The sequence below is a fragment of the Larkinella terrae genome (genome assembly GCF_009668025.1).
Taxonomy (GTDB): Bacteria; Bacteroidota; Bacteroidia; order Cytophagales; family Spirosomataceae; genus Larkinella; species Larkinella terrae.
In genome coordinates this window covers 609,712-628,058 of the sequence record NZ_WJXZ01000002.1, presented here as the reverse complement: position 1 = coordinate 628,058, position 18,347 = coordinate 609,712, and the positions used below count along the sequence as shown (strand labels likewise).

At 49.1% G+C, this 18,347-nt stretch carries 19 protein-coding genes; 4 read left to right on the top strand and 15 right to left on the bottom strand.

Translation table 11 applies throughout. From position 1 onward, the window contains the following. Positions 1-85: 85 nt before the first annotated feature. On the top strand, positions 86-703 hold the full coding sequence (locus GJJ30_RS06585; RefSeq protein WP_154174343.1) for a DUF4230 domain-containing protein: 618 nt from the start codon (positions 86-88) through the stop codon (positions 701-703). On the opposite strand, the gene eutC is transcribed toward GJJ30_RS06585, so the two are convergent. Both eutC and GJJ30_RS06575 read right to left on the bottom strand, forming a co-directional pair. Further along, complete coding sequence (gene eutC / locus GJJ30_RS06580; protein WP_154174342.1) at positions 700-1,473, bottom strand: ethanolamine ammonia-lyase subunit EutC; 774 nt, start codon at positions 1,471-1,473, stop codon at positions 700-702. The two genes, GJJ30_RS06585 and eutC, sit on opposite strands and share 4 nt — an antisense overlap. Continuing rightward, positions 1,470-2,849, bottom strand: a complete 1,380-nt coding sequence (locus tag GJJ30_RS06575; protein ID WP_154174341.1) for an ethanolamine ammonia-lyase subunit EutB — start codon at positions 2,847-2,849, stop codon at positions 1,470-1,472. Before GJJ30_RS06575 ends, eutC begins: the two co-directional genes overlap by 4 nt. A gap of 186 nt (positions 2,850-3,035) precedes the next feature. On the opposite strand from GJJ30_RS06575, the gene GJJ30_RS06570 reads away from it, so the two are divergent. Further along, on the top strand, positions 3,036-3,791 hold the full coding sequence (locus tag GJJ30_RS06570; protein WP_154174340.1) for an HAD family hydrolase: 756 nt from the start codon (positions 3,036-3,038) through the stop codon (positions 3,789-3,791). Positions 3,792-3,810: 19 nt separating this feature from the next. Continuing rightward, on the top strand, positions 3,811-4,953 hold the full coding sequence (locus tag GJJ30_RS06565; RefSeq protein ID WP_154174339.1) for a TIGR03364 family FAD-dependent oxidoreductase: 1,143 nt from the start codon (positions 3,811-3,813) through the stop codon (positions 4,951-4,953). 148 nt (positions 4,954-5,101) lie between these two features. On the opposite strand, the gene GJJ30_RS06560 is transcribed toward GJJ30_RS06565, so the two are convergent. Then, on the bottom strand, positions 5,102-5,581 hold the full coding sequence (locus GJJ30_RS06560; RefSeq protein WP_154174338.1) for a DUF5606 family protein: 480 nt from the start codon (positions 5,579-5,581) through the stop codon (positions 5,102-5,104). A gap of 85 nt (positions 5,582-5,666) precedes the next feature. Further along, positions 5,667-6,287: a ribosome biogenesis GTP-binding protein YihA/YsxC gene (gene yihA, locus GJJ30_RS06555; protein ID WP_154174337.1), complete on the bottom strand. Its 621-nt coding sequence runs from the start codon at positions 6,285-6,287 to the stop codon at positions 5,667-5,669. A 232-nt stretch (positions 6,288-6,519) separates the two neighbouring features. On the opposite strand from yihA, the gene GJJ30_RS06550 reads away from it, so the two are divergent. After that, positions 6,520-7,032 (top strand): thioredoxin family protein, encoded by a 513-nt coding sequence (locus tag GJJ30_RS06550; protein WP_229312993.1) that lies wholly within the window; start codon positions 6,520-6,522, stop codon positions 7,030-7,032. 75 nt (positions 7,033-7,107) lie between these two features. Here the strand turns inward: GJJ30_RS06550 and GJJ30_RS06545 are convergent, their stop codons facing one another. From GJJ30_RS06545 to GJJ30_RS06495, 11 genes are read right to left on the bottom strand one after another with little or no spacing between them, the layout of a single operon-like run. After that, entirely contained in the window at positions 7,108-8,235 is a 1,128-nt protein-coding gene (locus GJJ30_RS06545) for a glycosyltransferase (protein WP_154174336.1), read from the bottom strand. Between the two features lie 45 nt (positions 8,236-8,280). Further along, positions 8,281-9,426 carry a DegT/DnrJ/EryC1/StrS family aminotransferase gene (locus tag GJJ30_RS06540; protein WP_154174335.1) on the bottom strand — a complete coding sequence of 382 codons (1,146 nt, stop codon included), beginning with the start codon at positions 9,424-9,426 and terminating at the stop codon, positions 8,281-8,283. Further along, entirely contained in the window at positions 9,423-10,028 is a 606-nt protein-coding gene (locus tag GJJ30_RS06535; protein ID WP_154174334.1) for an acetyltransferase, read from the bottom strand. Before GJJ30_RS06535 ends, GJJ30_RS06540 begins: the two co-directional genes overlap by 4 nt. A 1-nt stretch (position 10,029) precedes the next feature. Then, positions 10,030-10,635, bottom strand: coding sequence for a sugar transferase (locus GJJ30_RS06530; protein ID WP_154174333.1), 606 nt, complete (start codon positions 10,633-10,635; stop codon positions 10,030-10,032). Beyond that, entirely contained in the window at positions 10,604-11,860 is a 1,257-nt protein-coding gene (locus GJJ30_RS06525) for a glycosyltransferase family 4 protein (protein ID WP_154174332.1), read from the bottom strand. Before GJJ30_RS06525 ends, GJJ30_RS06530 begins: the two co-directional genes overlap by 32 nt. Then, on the bottom strand, positions 11,857-13,056 hold the full coding sequence (locus GJJ30_RS06520) for a glycosyltransferase family 4 protein (RefSeq protein WP_154174331.1): 1,200 nt from the start codon (positions 13,054-13,056) through the stop codon (positions 11,857-11,859). The genes GJJ30_RS06525 and GJJ30_RS06520 overlap by 4 nt, the downstream gene beginning before the upstream one ends. Next, positions 13,053-13,937, bottom strand: a complete 885-nt coding sequence (locus GJJ30_RS06515) for a glycosyltransferase family 2 protein (RefSeq protein WP_154174330.1) — start codon at positions 13,935-13,937, stop codon at positions 13,053-13,055. The genes GJJ30_RS06520 and GJJ30_RS06515 overlap by 4 nt, the downstream gene beginning before the upstream one ends. Before the next feature lie 15 nt (positions 13,938-13,952). Further along, entirely contained in the window at positions 13,953-14,849 is an 897-nt protein-coding gene (locus tag GJJ30_RS06510; protein WP_154174329.1) for an alpha-1,2-fucosyltransferase, read from the bottom strand. Beyond that, on the bottom strand, positions 14,846-16,084 hold the full coding sequence (locus GJJ30_RS06505; protein WP_154174328.1) for an O-antigen polymerase: 1,239 nt from the start codon (positions 16,082-16,084) through the stop codon (positions 14,846-14,848). The genes GJJ30_RS06510 and GJJ30_RS06505 overlap by 4 nt, the downstream gene beginning before the upstream one ends. 4 nt (positions 16,085-16,088) lie before the next feature. Continuing rightward, entirely contained in the window at positions 16,089-16,988 is a 900-nt protein-coding gene (locus GJJ30_RS06500) for a glycosyltransferase family 2 protein (RefSeq protein ID WP_154174327.1), read from the bottom strand. A gap of 2 nt (positions 16,989-16,990) precedes the next feature. Then, positions 16,991-18,337: an oligosaccharide flippase family protein gene (locus tag GJJ30_RS06495; protein WP_154174326.1), complete on the bottom strand. Its 1,347-nt coding sequence runs from the start codon at positions 18,335-18,337 to the stop codon at positions 16,991-16,993. Positions 18,338-18,347: the final 10 nt, after the last annotated feature.

Here is an 18,347-nt window from a genome sequence, read left to right as displayed (position 1 = left end):
ACGGTTTTCGGGGGCTGACGCAAGCTGTATAGCAACGCTTCCCCCACCGAAAACCGTAAACTGAAAACCGACAAACTCCCGCTTTATGACCCGTTTCATTAATTCAATCCTCCGCTTATTTCTTATCGTCCTTCTTATCGTCGGTTTAATCGTTTTGTGGGAGCAACTGCGCGGCTGGTCGCTTTTCAGCGGATTGACGAAAACGGAGAAAAGTACACAAACCGTTGTTTTACAGGAAGTAACCGAACTAGGAAAACTTGAGCTGGTTCAATACCGGTTTAAAGACATTGTGGAACACCAGCTTGTTCGGGAGTGGCTGCCCAATCCGAAAGCCGTGCTGATTGTGGAAGGTGAAGCCATTGGCTGCCTCGATCTGACCAAGATCAAAGCCGAAGACGTGACCACACAGGGCGATAGCCTGATCGTGCATTTGCCCGATCCCGAAATCTGTCACTATAAGATTAACCACAACCGCTCGCGGGTTTTCAATACGGAATATGCGTTTCTGGAAGAAGCCCAACTGGTTAATGAAGCCTATCGCCGGGCGGAAACCCAAATCCGGCAGTCGGCGCTGAACAGCGGTATTCTGGAACAAACCCGCCAGAACGCCGACAAGATTCTAAAACCGATGCTGGAGCGAATATCGGGCAAAAAAGTATTTCTGACCACGCGGATGAAGGCCACCCTGCCACCGCTCCGCTAGTTCGCCAATAAATTATCGTCAAACTCGTCCTTCAACTGCACGCCCGACAACCGGCGGTTTTTCATTTCGGTCAGCAGATACAACAGCTTTTGCACGGCGGCTTCGTACGGCAACCCTTCGGGCCGGATGTTGGAAAGGCAGTTGCGCGATTCGTCGGTCAACCCGGGTTGCGGTTGAAAGGTCAGGTAAGCGCCCATGCTGTCGGGCGACGTTAAACCGGGTCGTTCACCGATCAGCACCACGACGGTTTCGGCCTTCAGCGCGTGCGCAATTTCGTCGCCAATCGCCACACGTCCCTGCTCCACCAGACACAGGGGCGCCAGCGTCCAGCCCAGTTTCAACACTTCTTCCGTCAAACGCGCCACCACCGTTGGCGCGTGTCGATTGATGGCCGTTGCCGACAACCCGTCCGCAATAACGATGCAGAGATCAAATGGCGCAAAACCTGACAGGTCTTCAAAACCTGTCAGGTTTGTTTGGCTCTTCTCGTCCAGTTTCCGGCCCAAATCCGGGCGTTGCAGGTACTGCTGTCGATCGGTCGCCCGGCTGTGAAGCAGCAAAACCGGCTGGTGAAAAACCGCCAGTTGATTCCTCAATTCGTCCTGTTCCAGCTCCGAATAAACCGCATCGCGGGCACGGGCGTGGTCGAGCTGAAAATCCAGCAGCGCACGCGTAGGCAAACTGTGGCCGGTGCGTCCGCGGGCGATGCGGGCGGACGTGTGGTTTTGCAGAAAGGCCCAGGGATCGGGCTGGTCGGGTAGCTGGTTCATAAACCGGCAGCTTGTAATAAACGGTGGGTATTTTTTACCGGCAGCAACTTCCCGTCCGCGCCCATCAGTTCCATTCGAAGCAGCCAGGCTTCAAACTCCGGTGCGGGGCGCAACCGGCACAGATCCCGCAGGTAAAGTGCATCGTGAAACGACGTGCTCTGGTAATGCAGCATCACGTCGTCGGCGCCCGGAATGCCCATAATGAAGTTGACGCCCGCCGTGCCGAGCAACGTCAGCAGCGTGTCCATATCGTCCTGATCGGCTTCGGCGTGGTTCGTATAGCAAATGTCGACGCCCATCGGCAGCCCCAGCAATTTTCCGCAGCAATGATCCTCCAGACCAGCGCGAATGATCTGTTTCCCATTGTACAGGTACTCCGGACCAATAAAACCGACGACGGTATTAACCAGCAGCGGCTCAAAAAGCCGGGCGACGGCGTAGGCGCGCACCTCGCAGGTTTGCTGATCGACGCCGTGGTGCGCATTGGCCGACAACGCGCTTCCCTGACCGGTTTCAAAATACATCACATTCTGGCCCACGGTTCCACGTTTCAACGCGCGGGTAGCCTCGAAACCTTCGCGCAACAGGGCCATATTGACTCCGAATGACGTATTGACGGCTTCGGTTCCGCCGATAGACTGGAACGTCAGGTCGACCGGCGCGCCCAGCTCAATGGCCTGAAGTGTGGTGGTTATATGACTCAGCACGCAGGTCTGCGTCGGAATGTCGAATCGTTGCCGGATCTGATCCATCATTTCGACCAGCCGAATCACCGTCCGAACGTGGTCCGTTGCGGGATTGATGCCAATTACCGCATCTCCACTGCCGTAAAAAAGTCCGTCGATGATACTTGCGGCCACGCCCCGGAAGTCGTCGGTCGGGTGATTGGGTTGCAGCCGGGTCGAAAACCGCCCTTTCAGCCCAATCGTATTCCGAAACCGGGTGATGACTTCGCACCTGGCCGAAACCGTTATTAAATCCTGATTTCGCATCAGTTTGCTTACGGCCGCCACCATTTCCGGCGTCAGACCGGGTTGCAGCGCCGTCAGCGTTTGCGCGTCAACCTCATCCGAAAGCAGGTAATTCCGAAAATCGCCGACGGTCAGATGGCTGATGGGAGCAAATGCGGCCGCGTCGTGCGTATCCAGAATCAGTCGGGTTATTTCATCCGTTTCGTAGGGAACAACCGCTTCGTTCAGAAACGTCGCAAGGGGCAAATCGGCCAGCGCCAGTTGGGCTGCGACCCGCTCCTCGGCGGTTTGGGCCGCCACGCCCGCCAGTTGGTCGCCCGACCGCAAGGGCGTTGCCCGGGCCAGCAACGTTTTCAGGTCATCAAAACGATAGACTCGATTACGAATGGTGCTGCGATACGCCATAGTGGTAACAAATCTGAAAAGAGTTGTACGAAATCCGGGTTGTTGAAACCCCGTTCGGATGAAAAAGGGAATCTACTAACTAGCCCGGATAACCCCAAGTATTACAGGAATTTAATACATGGGTAACGGTTTATCGTCCGGTCTTTTGTATGTTTGACGATCCGAATTCTATCCGATTTTTGAAAAATGACATCCTTCCAACTTGTGGTATTTGATATGGCTGGCACCACCGTCCGGGACCAGCACGAAGTTGAACGCTGCTTTGCGCAGGCCGCTTCCCAAACCGATCTGATCGTCAGTGACGAGCGGATTCTGGCCATGCAGGGACTCTCGAAACGGTTTGTTTTTGAAACCTTATGGGCCGAACAGCTCGGCAGCCCCACGGCTTCGGAGCTGAAAGCGAAAGTGGATCATTCGTACCGGCTGTTCACCGAAATTCTGGAAAACCACTACCGGACCCAGGCCGTTGTGCCCACCGAGGGTTGCCTGGAAACATTTGCTTCTTTGCGCGAAAACGGGATCAAAATTGCGCTCACGACCGGTTTTTACCGCGTCGTCACCGATATTATTCTGGAAAAACTGGGTTGGCTGGAAGGTCTGGACGAGAATTATATCGGGAACGATCAAACCATTATTCAGGCTTCGATTGCAAGTGATGAGGTGGAACAGGGTCGGCCACAGCCTTTTATGATTCAGAAAGCCATGCGGTTATTGAATTGCACCGATCCGAAACGGGTGATCAACATCGGCGATACGCCTTCGGATTTGCTGTCGGGACAGGCGGCTGGGGTGGGGCTCAATCTGGGCGTTGTCAACGGGACCCACAACCGCAGCCAGCTCGAACCCTATCCGCACGATCAGTTGCTGGAATCGGTACGCGATTTGCACGCTATCTTATCGTCCTTGTCGTTTCAGGCACTGGCAAACGGTCATAGTCTGTAATTTGTAACTCATCATTCTTTTGGCTTCTTTCGATTTTATCATTATCGGTTCGGGCATTTTGGGAACATTTCATGCCCTGCACGCAGCCCGCGCCGGGAAACGGGTTTTACTTCTTGAAAAGGACAACCGGCCGGTGGGAGCCACCGTCCGAAATTTTGGTCAGGTCGTTCCCTCGGGTTTGAGTGGGCGCTGGTACCGCTACGGGCGTCGCAGCCTCGAGCTTTACCGGGAAATTCAGCGGGAATACGACATAACCGTTCGGCAAAACGGCTCGGTTTACATTGCTTCCGATGCGGACGAATGGCAGCTCGCCAACGAGCTTTACGATCAACGGCGGGCCGACGATTACCCGTGTGAGCTCTGGTCAAAAGCTCAGATTCTGGCGAAATACCCGGCTTTACAACCAGATTACGTACAGGGCGGCCTGGTTTTCCCGGAAGAAATCAGCGTCGAACCGGATCTGATGATTCACCGGCTGATCACTTATCTGACCACTAAATACCCCAACGTAACGTATCGGGTGAACGCTGCGGTAATCGGCTGCGAACCCGTTTCCGGCGGAACAACGGTTTGTTTGGCGAACGGAGAGCGGTTTCAGGCGCAGCACGTACTGGTTTGCAACGGCAGCGAATTCCGGCTGTTGTATCCCGACCTCTTTGCCCGGAGCGGTCTGGTGGTGAGCAAACTGCAGATGATGCAAACCGACCCGATGCCCGAAGTAGCGCTTCCCGGCAACATCCTGACTGGCCTGACCATCCGGCGCTACGAATCGTTTGCCGAATGCCCGTCGTACGCCAGTCTCAAAACTCCCGATCACCTGGCGGAACTGAAAAAGTGGGGCATCCACATCCTGTTCAAACAGGCGCTCGACGGCTCCATCATTCTCGGTGATTCGCACGAATACGCCACCGCGACCCAAACCGACGATCTGGGTTTTGATACCAGGGAATCCATTAACCAGCTGATGATTCGGGAAGCCAGCCGCATTGTCACCTTCCCGGTTTACCGCATTCAACGCAGTTGGGCCGGTTTTTACGCCCAAACTCCGCAGGAGATTTTTGAAAGCGATCTGGAGAACGTTCACATCATCACCGGCATCGGTGGCAAAGGCATGACCTCCAGCGCCGGTTTTTCGGAGGCAAAAATGATGGATTTTATATAGAGGTGAGAGGTTAGACAGGAGACAAGAGACTTTAGGTACCTGTCAAGAGTCTCTTGTCTCCTGTCTAACCTCTCATGTCTCAGAATAAAAAAAAGCAGGAAGCCAAAGGCCAGTTCCTGCTTTTTACGATTACTGAAAATGTAAATCGTTAGGCGGTTTGCTCCTCCGTTTCGGTGGCGGCAGAGGGCGTTTCAGCCTGGGTTTCTTCGGTGATTTCCTCCGGTTTTTTCTCAAAGGCTTCCGGCAGACTCTTCCGCAGAATGCTATACCAGCCGAGCATTTTCTTCACGTCCGACATATGCACCCGGTCGCGATCGTATTCCGGCACCACTTCGCCGATAAAATCAGCCAGTTCCGCATTCGACGCTGATTTGGGAGTTATCGGCAGATTGTCTTCGTATTTTTCGTATATGGCCAGAAATACATCCGCCAGCGGTTTTGACTGCTCCTCATCGTCGGTATAGATCGAGATATCTTTCAAAACCGACACCCGCGCCGTGGGGCCAATCATCGATTTTTCTTTTTTCTCATCAAGCGATTCCACAATCACGCCGGTACGGCTGGGTTTCAAGATTCGATACAGGCCGCTTTTTCCGGCAATATTTGCAATTTCTTTCAGCGATTCCATGCTGCTTGTTTAATGGGTAACGGTCTATTTGATTGGGTTATTGCCAATTTTTGCTAAAAACTGAAGGGCAAAGATAGGACTAATCTTATTTTTTTGCCTTCATTTCCTCGTAAAACTCCTTATTCAGTTGGTCGATATAAGCCAGAATTTCGTCTTTTCCCCGGCTGCTCACGGCTGAAGAAACGAACATGGGCGGCAATTCAGCCCAGGTTTTCTGGAGGGTCTGCCCGTATTTTTTCACCATCTGGTGAATGGCGTTCGTACTGCTTTTTTCGGTTTTCGTGAAGATGATCACAAACGGCAGACCGCGTTCGCCCATGCGCTCCATAAACTCCAGGTCGATGCGCTGGGGCTCGATCCGGCCGTCGACCAGCACGAAGGTACAGATCAGATTCTGCCGTTCCGTGAGGTACGAATCGATCATTACTTCCCACTTTTCCCGTTCGCGCTGGGGCGCTTTCGCAAAACCGTAGCCCGGCAAATCGACCAGGTACCAGTCAGTGTTAATCAGGAAATGGTTGATTAACTGGGTTTTACCCGGCGTTTGCGAGGTTTTGGCCAGCTTGTGCCGCGTGGTCAGCATATTGATGAGCGACGACTTTCCGACGTTTGAGCGCCCGATGAACGCATATTCCGGTTTATCCGGCTTCGGGCAGCGTGCCGGATCGGAGTTGCTCATGACAAACTCAGCTTGTTTTACTTCCATATCTGTTCAAAAGGCGGTTTTCAAAACCGCTTTTCAGCCGCAAAGTTCGTAAAGAATCCAGAAGAGAACTATTTTATGTCGAAAATGGCATTGGAACAACGACGCATAAATCGGTATATTTGCTAAAAATTGGGCGACGATTGCTACTTTTTACACAATTTGTCGGCGTCAGGAAACAAATTTGAATCAATCAGCCGTTATCGTTTAATCAGTACAAACCGAATCGATGGTTATGAAAAATACAGGTTTTTTGTCCTTATTACTCGCTATGGCGCTGGTTTTCAACGCCTGCAACACCAGTACCAAATCGGAAGGTGAGAAATCCACCGCCGAAGCGACCACTCCGGCGGCTACGGAAACCGCCAAATCAGCCGTCAGTACCGAACCGGGTATTCAATTTTCGGAAGCCTCCTGGAAAGCTCAGCTAGAGAAGGCCAAAGCCGAGAACAAACTCGTTTTTCTGGATGCGTACACCAGTTGGTGTGGTCCTTGTAAAATGCTGCAAAAGAACGTATTTACGCAACCAGCCGTCGGCGAATTCTTTAATAAAGAGTTCGTCAATGTAAAAATCGATATGGAAAAAGGCGAAGGCCCGGAACTCGCATTGCAATACCCGCTGGAAGGTTATCCAACCTTGTTGTTCATTGATGGCGACGGTAAAGTTGTCAAGAAAGTTCTGGGGTACCAATCGCCGGAACAACTGCTGGCCATTGCCAAAGACATTAAAGGCGGAACGGCTTTGTAATTTCTGATATAATCGCTGCCAAAAAACCGCCCCTGGACTCCGGGGGCGGTTTTTTGTTCTAATTGCGGACTCAATTCAGGCAGAAGACGGTAGCAGCGTTTGATAAAGCTGCAGTAATTTGGCCCGTTCGGTCAACCAGTTGAAGGCATTCACCGTAGCCTGCCGACCACGTTCGCCCATTTCCCGGGCTTCCTGCGGGTGGGTGCTCAGATAGCGCAGGCAATCGGCAAAAACGACCGGATTGAGCGGATCAATGCAGAACCCGCAACCGTATTTTTCAACCACCTCGCGATATAACGGAAAATCGGCCGTGATAACCGGCAGGCCCAGCGCCATGTATTCGAACATTTTGGTGGTATACGATTCCGGGTAATCTCCGACGGGTTTTAGCAGCGCCAGACCGCACACGGCTTTCGCGGCATACAACAGCGCCTTTGCCTGATCCGTGTAGCCGTAAAAAATCAGGTTGTCTTTTACAGTACGGTACGCCGGAATCACCTGCAATTCAGAATCGGTAAAAGTCCGGCGCCCGAACAGGTGTACCTTGAAATCTGGAAAATCCATTTTCAATAGGGCCAGTCCTGCCAGCAACGTTTCAATGGCCCGGTCGAAACTCAGCACTCCAATGTAAAAAAATTCGATGGGGTCAGTGGGTTTTCGGTACGGCTGCCGGAAGGTTTGCATAAACGGCAATACCGGGTAATTATAAATGACGGCATAAGGCTGCGCGAGATCCGTGTACGTCGTCAGATAGCCATGCTCCGTGAAAATCAGCGAAAAATGCCGCCAGGCCAGCCGGTCAAAGAAACGGAATAACCGCCGGAGCAGCCAGCCCCGGTTCTGTTTCTTCAGGTGAATCTTTTTATAGAGATTTTCCTGAACTTCGTAAATGACCGCGGCTCCCATCCAGCGGTAGAGGTACGCAAAAGGCAAAAATTCGGGCGAATAAACATGAATTAACCGGGGACGCAGCCGCACCGTTTTCCAGAGAACAACCGGACAGGTAATCAAAAACCGGAAAACCACCCGGCCAAAGCGGGGTAAATCAATAAAATGCACCCCGGGCACCACGGCGGCTTCGGCTCCCGGAAGGGCGCAATAAACCTCGTAATGCTCGATCAGCGTGGGTAAATACTTATAAACAATACGCGGGTCATAAGGTGAATGTGCCGTACTGATGTGTAAAATCCGTTGACGTTTCATGGAAGCCGCAGCCGTTAAAGGACATCCCGCCCGTGTCGTTCATAATTACCGCTTCGAAAAAGCCGCAGCGGTTTTTCGGATACAGGAAACTACTTTGTCACGCTGTTCCTGAGTCAGATTGGAGCCGGATGGCAGGCAGAGCCCATTCTCGAAAAGCTGGTCGGCTATTCCGGAACCATAGTAGGGCGAACCGGCAAAAACCGGTTGCCGATGCATCGGTTTCCACAACGGCCGGGCTTCAATCCGTTGTTCGGCCAGCGCCAGTCGAATAGCTTCGCGGGTGAGTCCGTCCGACAGCGCCGGATCAATCGTGATGCAGGTCAGCCAGCGGTTTGAAAAACAGTCGGCCGGTTCCGGTTGGAAATTCAGCCCCGGCAGTTGGCTCAATTCCTGAACATAATAGTTGAAATTGGCGCGTCGCTGGGCCACCCGGGTCGCCAGAACCGCTAACTGCCCCCGGCCAATACCCGCGCAAACGTTGCTCATCCGGTAATTATAGCCAACGCTGGAATGCTGATAGTGTGGAGCCGGATCACGCGCCTGCGTAGCTAAAAACCGTGCTTTGGCAATTAGCTTATCGTCTTCCGACAACAACGCTCCCCCACCCGATGTCGTAATGATTTTATTGCCGTTGAAGGATAAAACCGCTACTGTTCCGAACCGGCCGGTTGGTACATTCTTATAGGTAGAACCAAATGATTCGGCAGCGTCTTCAATCAAAGGGACTTCGTACCGCTGACAAATGGCAAGAATCGCATCAAAGCGGGCGGGCATCCCGTAGAGGTTGACGGCAATAACCGCTTTCGGGCGCTTGCCTTTCCGGATACGATCCTGAAGGGCGGTTTCCAGCGCATCCGGGCACATATTCCAGGTCGTCATTTCGCTATCGACATAGATGGGTTGCGCTCCCTGATACCGAATCGGATTCGCGCTGGCCGCAAACGTAAACGACTGACAAAGCACCTCATCGCCGGGACCAACGCCGAGCAACACCAGGGCCAGATGCAAAGCCGCCGTTCCGGATGACAACGCAGCCGCATGCCCAACGCCGGTAGCCGCACAAATTTCCTGTTCAAAGGCATCGACGTGGGGACCCAGCGGAGCAATCCAGTTCGTCGCAAAAGCTTCCTGAACGTACCGAAGCTCTAATTCGCCGAGGTGTGGAGACGAGAGATAAATGTCGGGATTCATGCGGTTTTGTTTAGTTTAATGATCCGGCCCGGATTACCCACCACAACGGCATAGTCCGGAACCGGGCGAATAACAACGGCCCCGGCGCCCACAATCGCCCATTTACCGATGTTCAGGTTGGGACAAATAACCGCTCCGGCACCAATCAACGCCCCGGTTTCGACCCGAATTCCCCCACACAAAACCGCCCCGGGAGCCACATGGGCAAAATCGCCTACCGCGCAATCGTGATCAACGGAAGCTCCCGTATTGATAATGACATGGCTACCGATCCGGGTGTCGGCCTGCAGAATGGCGCCGTGTAAAACGACACTCCCCGCTCCTATTTGTACGCTGGAATCAACCTGCGCCGACGGATGAATGGCAATCCCGTACGGGTGGCGGACCGTTTGAGTCAGCCGGTGCCGGATCGCGTTGTCACCAACGGCCACAATCAATGGCGCATTGCTTTCATAATCGGTCTGATAAGGGCCAATCACCGGGATGGTCAGCAGACTTTCTTTACGCAAATCATCGTCGAAGATCGCTTCAACGCTCGTGCGACTGGCGTGCAAACAACTGATTATCACCTTTGCGTGTCCGCTGGCTCCGTATAATAGCATGTTAAATCGTTCCGGTGAATTTTTCCATTGTCGCCGATGATACCGACGAAATACCTTCTGATTTGAGCACTTTCTGAATGGTCAGCATCATGATTTTACAGTCCAGGTCAAAAGACAGATTGTCGACGTACCACACGTCATACTCAAATTTCTTTTTCCACGACACCGTATTCCGGCCATTCACCTGCGCCCAACCCGTAATGCCCGGCCGAACCGCATGCCGCCGTCGTTGCTGGTCGTTGTAAAGCGGCAGGTATTCCACCAGCAACGGTCTGGGTCCGATCAGGCTCATGTCGCCTTTCAAGACACTCCAAAGTTGCGGCAATTCGTCCAGTGAGGTTTTACGAATCAGGCGGCCCAATGGAGTCAATCGATCGGCATCAGAAAGCAAAATTCCGTTGGCGTCACGTCGGTCGTTCATGGTTTTAAGCTTGACCAGCGTAAATGTCCGTTCATTTCGGCCAGGCCGGACCTGAACAAAAAACGGGTTTCCCCGATTGGCAACGGCCAGCACAATCACCAGCACCAGCAGGATGGGCAAAAGCATCAAAATTGCCATCGCTGAGATAATGACATCAATCAGGCGTTTTCCCACTTTTCGATACATTCTCAATGAGGTGTAAATAGTCGGCGGCTACTATTTTTCGGTTAAAATGCGCTTTAGCGTACCAGTATCCATTGTTTCCCTGCTGACGGCGCAGTTCAGGCTGGTACAGGTAATTTTTAATACTTTCCGCGACTTCGAACGGCTTTTGCAGTTCGATAAACATACCCGCATTGGCCAGTTCGACCACGGAACGGGATATTCCGTCGATTGCCGTCAGAATAGGCAAGCGGGCTGCCATGTACTCGAACATCTTGTTTGCGTAGATCGTCTTGAAAACGTCCAGTTGCTGCATGGTCATGATTCCGATATCCGAAGCCAGGATAAACTGAAATGCCTCCTCGCGGGGAAGCGCATGCAAAAACCGGATGTTTTGCAGCAATAACCGCCTGGACTGATCCCATACGGTTTTCTTAGCCATCCCGTCGCCGATCAGTAAAAACCGCACGGGCTGATCCTGCAACAAAACCGCCGTAGCCACGATCTGCTCGAGCTGATTGGCAACGCCATGCGCTCCGGCATACACGATCCACACCATGCCATCCATTCTCTGCTCCTGCCGGAAGCTGGCGCGGTTAAAAGTCGCTGCCAGTTGGTCCGTCAGCTCAAAATCGGTTGCATTTGTAACCACTTCAATCTTGGAATCCGGAATATGCTTTTGTTTCATCAGCACCTGTTTGAACGCGGGTGTCAGAACCACGATTCGTTCCGACCATTTATACAGCCGTTGTTCGAGGTAATAAGCCGTTCGGACTAGAAACAGATTCTGCAGAATGCCCATCTGAACGGGCGTGTCGGGCCATAAATCCCGGATTTCAACGATAAGAGGTAAGCTTTTCCACCACGCCAACGCACTCCCCACCAGGCCGAGCAACAAAGGTGGCGAGGTAACGATCAACACATCATATTTGGCGCTGGTCCGAAACAATCCGGCCCAGGTCCCGGAAAACAGAAACGTGATGTAGGCCCACAGGCGCCCCAGCCAGTTTACGTTGTACCATTCCGACACATGTGTTCGAATCACCCGCACACCGGGTACGTCCTCTTCCTCAACAACCCACTTTCCCCGGCAATGCTGATATTTTCGACCATGACTGTAATGCACCATGCCCGCAATGACCGTGATCTGGTGGCCCTGTTGGGCCCATAACCGGCACAGTTCATTCCAGCGGGTACCACCGGCTTCGTGGGGCGGAAGGTAAAATTGATGCAGCAGCAGAATCCTCATGCCTCAACCGAATGTTTTGCCGAATCATCGAGTGCAATTCCAACGGACTGAAAAGCCTGCTTGTAAATCTTATATTTGGCATTCCAGACATCAATCGGCGCAAAATCGCGCAAAACGCGCTCCCGGGAATTCCGACCGTGTTCCCGCACCAGTTCCGGGTTATTCAGGTAATTGCGTATTTGCCCGGCCAGACTTTCGGCCGAATAAGGTTCGCAGAAAAGACCGGTTTTTCCCTCGATCAGTGCATCAACCGTTCCCGTTACCCGGCTGGCAATGGCCGGAACTTCCATGGCCCCGGCTTCCAGCAGCACGTTCCCCAACCCTTCCCGATAGGTTGGCAACAGAATGAAATCCAGTAAGGCATAATAATATTCGATGTCGGCTACAAAACCGATCCAGCGAACACGGGGATGCTGCAACAACTCATCGATAATTTCTTTCTCGGCAGCGGTGACCAGCTCGGATGGCCCAACAATCAGTAGCAGCAGTTCGGGAAAGTCATCACGAATCATTTTCCACGCCTTTGCCAGTTCAAGAATGCCCTTGTCCCGCGTCAGTCGCCCAACAAAGCCGATTACCGGGCCGTTCAGATTCAATGTTTCCTTCAGCCGGGCTACTTTCTGGCCGTCTAACCGGGCCGGATTGTAGCGATCGATTGCATCTACCCCATTACAGCTCCCGTGGTGCGGAACCGTTAATTTTGCCGCGTCGGTAATGTTGAGCTTCACGGCCTGGTTCCGGAGCGAACTGCTCACCAGCAGAATTTGGGTAGCCGCCTGGCAGGCAATGCGCTCCATCGTCATCAGTAACCACCGGCTAAAGCCCCGACGGCTTTCGAACGGAAAACCATGAATTTCGTAAATGCGGATGGGCACTCCGGCCAGAAAAGCGGCCAGCATCGACAACAGGCCCGCTTTCGGCGTATTGCCGTGAACGATGACGGGTTTCTTTTTTTTGAATAACCGATAGGACCGCCATAGGCAATACAGGTCATTCAGCGGGGTAATCGATCGGATGAAAGGCACCACCTCATATGCAACGCCGTATTTTTCGGCAAAAGCGGTCAAATCAGCGCCTGACGAACAAATGATCTGCATCTCGACTCCCCGCTTCCGGAAGTAAGGAATCTGTTTATCGATAAAACCCAGTGACGCAGGGACGGAAAACGCCTGAATAACCGTCTGAAATTGACTCATAGTGGCGAAAATGAGGCTATTTTAGGCCTGTTAGTTGCTTTTGCAAGCAATTTTTCTGCAACAGATTGATCTTCTGATGACAGTGGACGATTCCGCCGTTTCAAAAGCCAGTCTTCACGATTTAACAAATTGAATAGCACATATAAAGCGCCTTTCAAAACCGTCTTCGTCTTTATTTGGTACGTTTTCCGCCAGCCAAGCTCAGTGCGGTATTGTGTCTCCAAGATATGCCGAATCTGTGCGCTGGAACGCAGGTATTTATTTTTATAAGGTATCCCGATTTCCCGGTAAAAGAGAAGCGGGCGGTTGATAATGAAAAAACGACTCGTATGCCAGGTCCGCAACCAGAGTTCATAGTCCTGGACCCGGGGGATTTGTTCGTTGTACGGATTAGCTACCGACCAGCTGCGACGGGTAAGAACCGCCGGATGAACGATTGGAAAACCGCTAACGGCCTCCCCCAGCGTCTGCGGTAAATGCGTTGTCCCGCGCATTCCATACACCTTGTTATCAGTTCCGATGGAGTAGACATACGAACTCACCAGGTCCACTTCAGAGTGTTCATTCATGAAATGGACCTGAGTTTGCAACCGGTCAACCGTCATAACATCATCGGCATCCATGCGGGCGATATACTTGCCGGTCGCCATCCGGGAGATCTGGTTAAGGCGAACGCTTTGGCCGGTATTTTTTCCATCGGCAATCAGTTTGATCCGGGGATCCGTAAAAGAACGGGCAATGGCAAGTGATTCATCCGTAGACCCATCGTCGACAACAACCAACTCCCAATCCGTAAATGACTGGTTGATAACAGATTGAATGGCTTCTGCCAGATAAGGAGCCGCATTATAAACCGGTAAGCCGACAGTAACAGTAACCATACTACACGAACTGTTTTAGATTCGAATCCACTCAGGATAGGCCAATTCATCCGAACTAACGAAACCGGAACGGTCATAAACCCATTTTTGGGGCATAATCACAATTTTGTCAAAACCGTTATTCAGCCAGGCCGCCCACCAGCCAAACGTACTGTTGGGTATGATGTAATGCCGACAGAACGTCATCAATTGCAGGTAAGTCTGCGCGCGCTCACCAGCCCATTCATTACCGACGTATATGGTTGTGGCGTTAAAGCGCAAATTGGTCCGGCACCAGTCGATATCATCCGAAAAAACATAATAGGTTGGCTTGGCCACGCGCTCCCGGATGATCCGTTCCGCCCGTTCATAATAATCGGGCTGAATAATGTTATGACGCGAATTTGTCACAAAGTCACTCCGTCTGACGTGCACACAAACGGATTCCTTCTTCTGAAGTTCTTCCGTCAGTTCAGCAGCAAAAGCGGGTATCGGATTGGCAAACCGGAATTCCAGCTTCAGTTGATCTTTTATTTCCTGAAAATACCGGATGGATTGCCAATAGCCACTTACATACACGTTGTCAGAAGCCCGGGCAACCCGCTGGTCGTATTGAAACGGAGTTTGCTCCGCAATATATTCTAGTGGACCGGTCTTGATAGCGCGGTTAAAAGATTTTTTTATAAACCGGATTGAAACAGACGGACTGGTACCATAGCGCTGCGAAACAGACGGTTTTGCAATCGGCGGTTTTAACGTAAAAATATCAAGATCATAATTTCGGTAAACAATGTTCCGCCCTGTCACATTCCGACTCATCAAAAATCCGGTATCAACAAATAAGTCGGTTTTATTTTGTATGGCCAGACTTCTTCCCAACGCATATTGAAACAATTGATTACCCAGTCCGCCCATTAATTCAACAACAATCATTGCACATCATTTTTAAAGTCAACCAACTGATACGGATTGGTAGCATCTTGCAAAACCGGTTGAATAACCATTCTTATAATTACCAATTCAGCGATCAATATAAATCCATTTATCCGTATTAATTCATTATTCATAAATGAGATAGCAATTGCATAATTGATGAAGCAATAATAAGAAATGTATAAGATATCGTTAGTCGAATGTGCTTTTTTGTGAACGTAAGCAGCAATCGTTCCCAAGATAAGTGCAGATAGTATAGCGCCTATTACACCAAAATCCAAAGTCAACGCATCCAGATACGTATAAACATTGGTAGGCGGAGCATACGTATATTCTCGAATCAAAGATGGATATCGTTCTACAAGGCCCATCTTTTTCAAAGTGTAGTTAAAAAAATCTGTGCTGTATAAACCAATATCGTAGAAAGATAAATCTGAATATCGGCCACTTAATATCATTTCGTAAGCCTTTACCCCACCGAATACATACAATTTTACATTTTCCAGTAACTGCTCATTTTCCATTCCAAATAAGAGCGTTATTAAAAGAACCGGGGTTATTAACAAGGCTATGTATGAGTAAAATTTCTTCCCGGAAACGTTAAAACAAATGGTAGTTGACGTAATAATGGTAATGGCCCAGGATAATACGGGCGCTCTCGTTAAATTAATAACGCAAGTGAATAAGCCAACTATACAACATAAAACTAAGGTTGCTTTATTAATATATTTATTTTTATATCCTATCATTGCCAACGGGATATAAATAATATACGATTTTGCAAAAAGTTGATAAAATATTGTCGATTGTTCATCAATAATTTCTTTACCCTGTACTCTCAGTGCAAGAAGCCCCAGTTTGAAAAAATTTATTGACCCAATTAATGAATATAACGACAATAGATTAACAAACAAACTTATTGATATTAAAAAAAATAGCATTAATTTCAACTTGTTTTTTACTGGCTTATGGCTATATTTTTCATTTTCGCTACAATTTTCATAAATCAATAAAGAAGGTACAAGAAACATAATCCAAGTCATGTAAAATATAAATAAGGTTGAATCCTGAATCTCATATATTCCGCCTATCAATTGACAGCCTGCTATCAACAACAGCCATAATAATGAGTAAATTTCCAGATATCCAGCTTTCCTAGTTTTATTCTTTATTATTAAGAATAGCAAAGCAATCAATAACAGAAAAACAATATTTATAACGAAACGGATAAGCATACAATTAAAGATTAAATCTGGCTAAGAATGACTTAACAAAAAACTCAAAAAGACGCAACTTCCTCAGACCGCTTAATTTTAAATTTGAATACTTATGGTATTTCCTAAAAAGGTATGCTTCGCTCTCAACAAAATAATTAAATGATCGGCGGCTCGTTTTTCCCCGTTGACTTCCGGAGGTTGCTCCCTGAATATGAGGTACAATAACTCCGCCATGCAATAAACATCGTTTATTTTCCCTACGGATTTGCTCACCTAAAATCAGTTCTTCCAGGTATAAAAAAGTCCCCCCATCTAACAGACCGATCTGGTGTAAAAAGTCACTTTTCACCATAAAAACCGCACCATTTATACTATCGACCTCATATATCTTTGACTGGTACGGCACTAAATCACGGTAAATAAATTGCAAATAGCGTTTGTTTATATAAGGCAAACGGCGGAGAATAGGACTGTGACATACCACCAGCCAACCTGCCGACAGGAGTCGTCTTACCTGAATCTGAGATCGAACCGGTACCGGATTTGAAGTTGTATGAACCAAAGGTGAAATGGCAACCGCGTTGGGACGCTGACTTAATTCATTTTTAAGATCCCTGATTGTATCGGCCTGCGTTAAAAACGCGTCGCTATTGACGAACAAATAATAATCAGCATCCGGTAGCCCATCGATCCGGCCGCACCCTCGATTATTTCCAGCGGCAAACCCTGCATTATCCTCAAACCGTATCAGCCTAACTTCTTTAGGAATTTGTGACGCCAACTCATCGTAGTTTTTCTGTAATGATCCGTTATCAATGATCAATACATGACTATCCGGGTAATTCTGTTTGAGAATATAATCGACACATTGAAGCGTCAATAGCGCGGTGTTATAATTCAATATAATTATCCTTACTTCCATTATTAGCCTAAATAGAATAGTAGTAAGTACAAGCAAATTGTCGTGATCATAAACGCATACCTCTTAGTTTGATTTGCTTTACACTCCCGTTTTACCGAACATAAGAGCCAATCACCGGCTGCGAACCAGATATAAGCCATAAAAGTTGAGACACTTGCCATAATTGTCAGTGCCGCATGATGGCTTGCCAGAGCAACGAGCAGAACTGCTGTACTACCAAAAACCATAATCGCTAATGCAAAGAATTGTCTTTGTTTATTTAAGATTTTAAAAATAGTAAACTGAATTAGTTGCACTAACAAGTAAGGAGCTACAAAACCGCTCAGGTATGTGATATAAACGGCAGATTCAGAATAAACCGGTAGAAGCTGGTTAATAAATAGCCGAGCTGGTAGTGCTCCAACCAATAACAAAAAATCCAGTTTCAAAATCAGCATCACGGCACTGTCATAATATAACTCGATCGAATGACGGATCGAGACCAATTTCTGCATTAAAAAATTACTGATCGAAACGACAATTGTTAGAACGACATTCAACAGGGCTCCGGCGAACGCGTAAAACCCAAATTGACGGGGTGAATAGTATTTTGAGATTAAGAGCTTATCGATGTTTTGAAAACCCAGAAAGAGTAATCCAGTCAATAATATAGGTAATCCTAACCCAATTGATTTCTTTATGACAGCGATAAAACGTTGCGGATGCAAATCGTACCGTGTTAATGATGGCCAATTTATTGTATGCTTATGCAATAAATAAAGCATTGAAAAAGTCGCAATAGCGATCTGGATGTTGCTAAGTAAATTAAGATTTATACCTGGCAGAAAATTAAACCGGTATAACATAAGGCCGAAACAAAAGGCAAGCTGGCTAATCAGCGTAAATGATGAACCGTAATAGAATTTTTCACTGCGATTAAAAAATGCCTGCAGCAATCCCGATACATTTTGTAAGACTACCTGATTGGCCAACAAAATTGGCGCATACGGAACCGTTTTTAGCTGCGGAAATAACTTTCCTATTGCAGTAATGAGAAGAAAATAAATAAGAACCTGTTGAATAAGCAGGTATGAAAAATCACGTTTGCTGGAACTCTGCCAGTCTTTCGTACTGCTAAACAGCCACTGAATCGTCATACCGTCTACCAGGCCAAAATGCAGCAGGCCCGAAAAAGAAGTCAGTGTCAGAAATAAACGCCAGGCCCCGTACTCCTCGGGAGTTATCTGATCCGCCAATAAATAGTTGATCAACAAGGTAAAAACCAGATTTACGCCTGTCAACGCGACTAATTTGACGGGGGTTTCATACTTTTTTAGTAGGGAGGTTCTTTTTACAAGGGACGTAAACACAAGTCTGTAT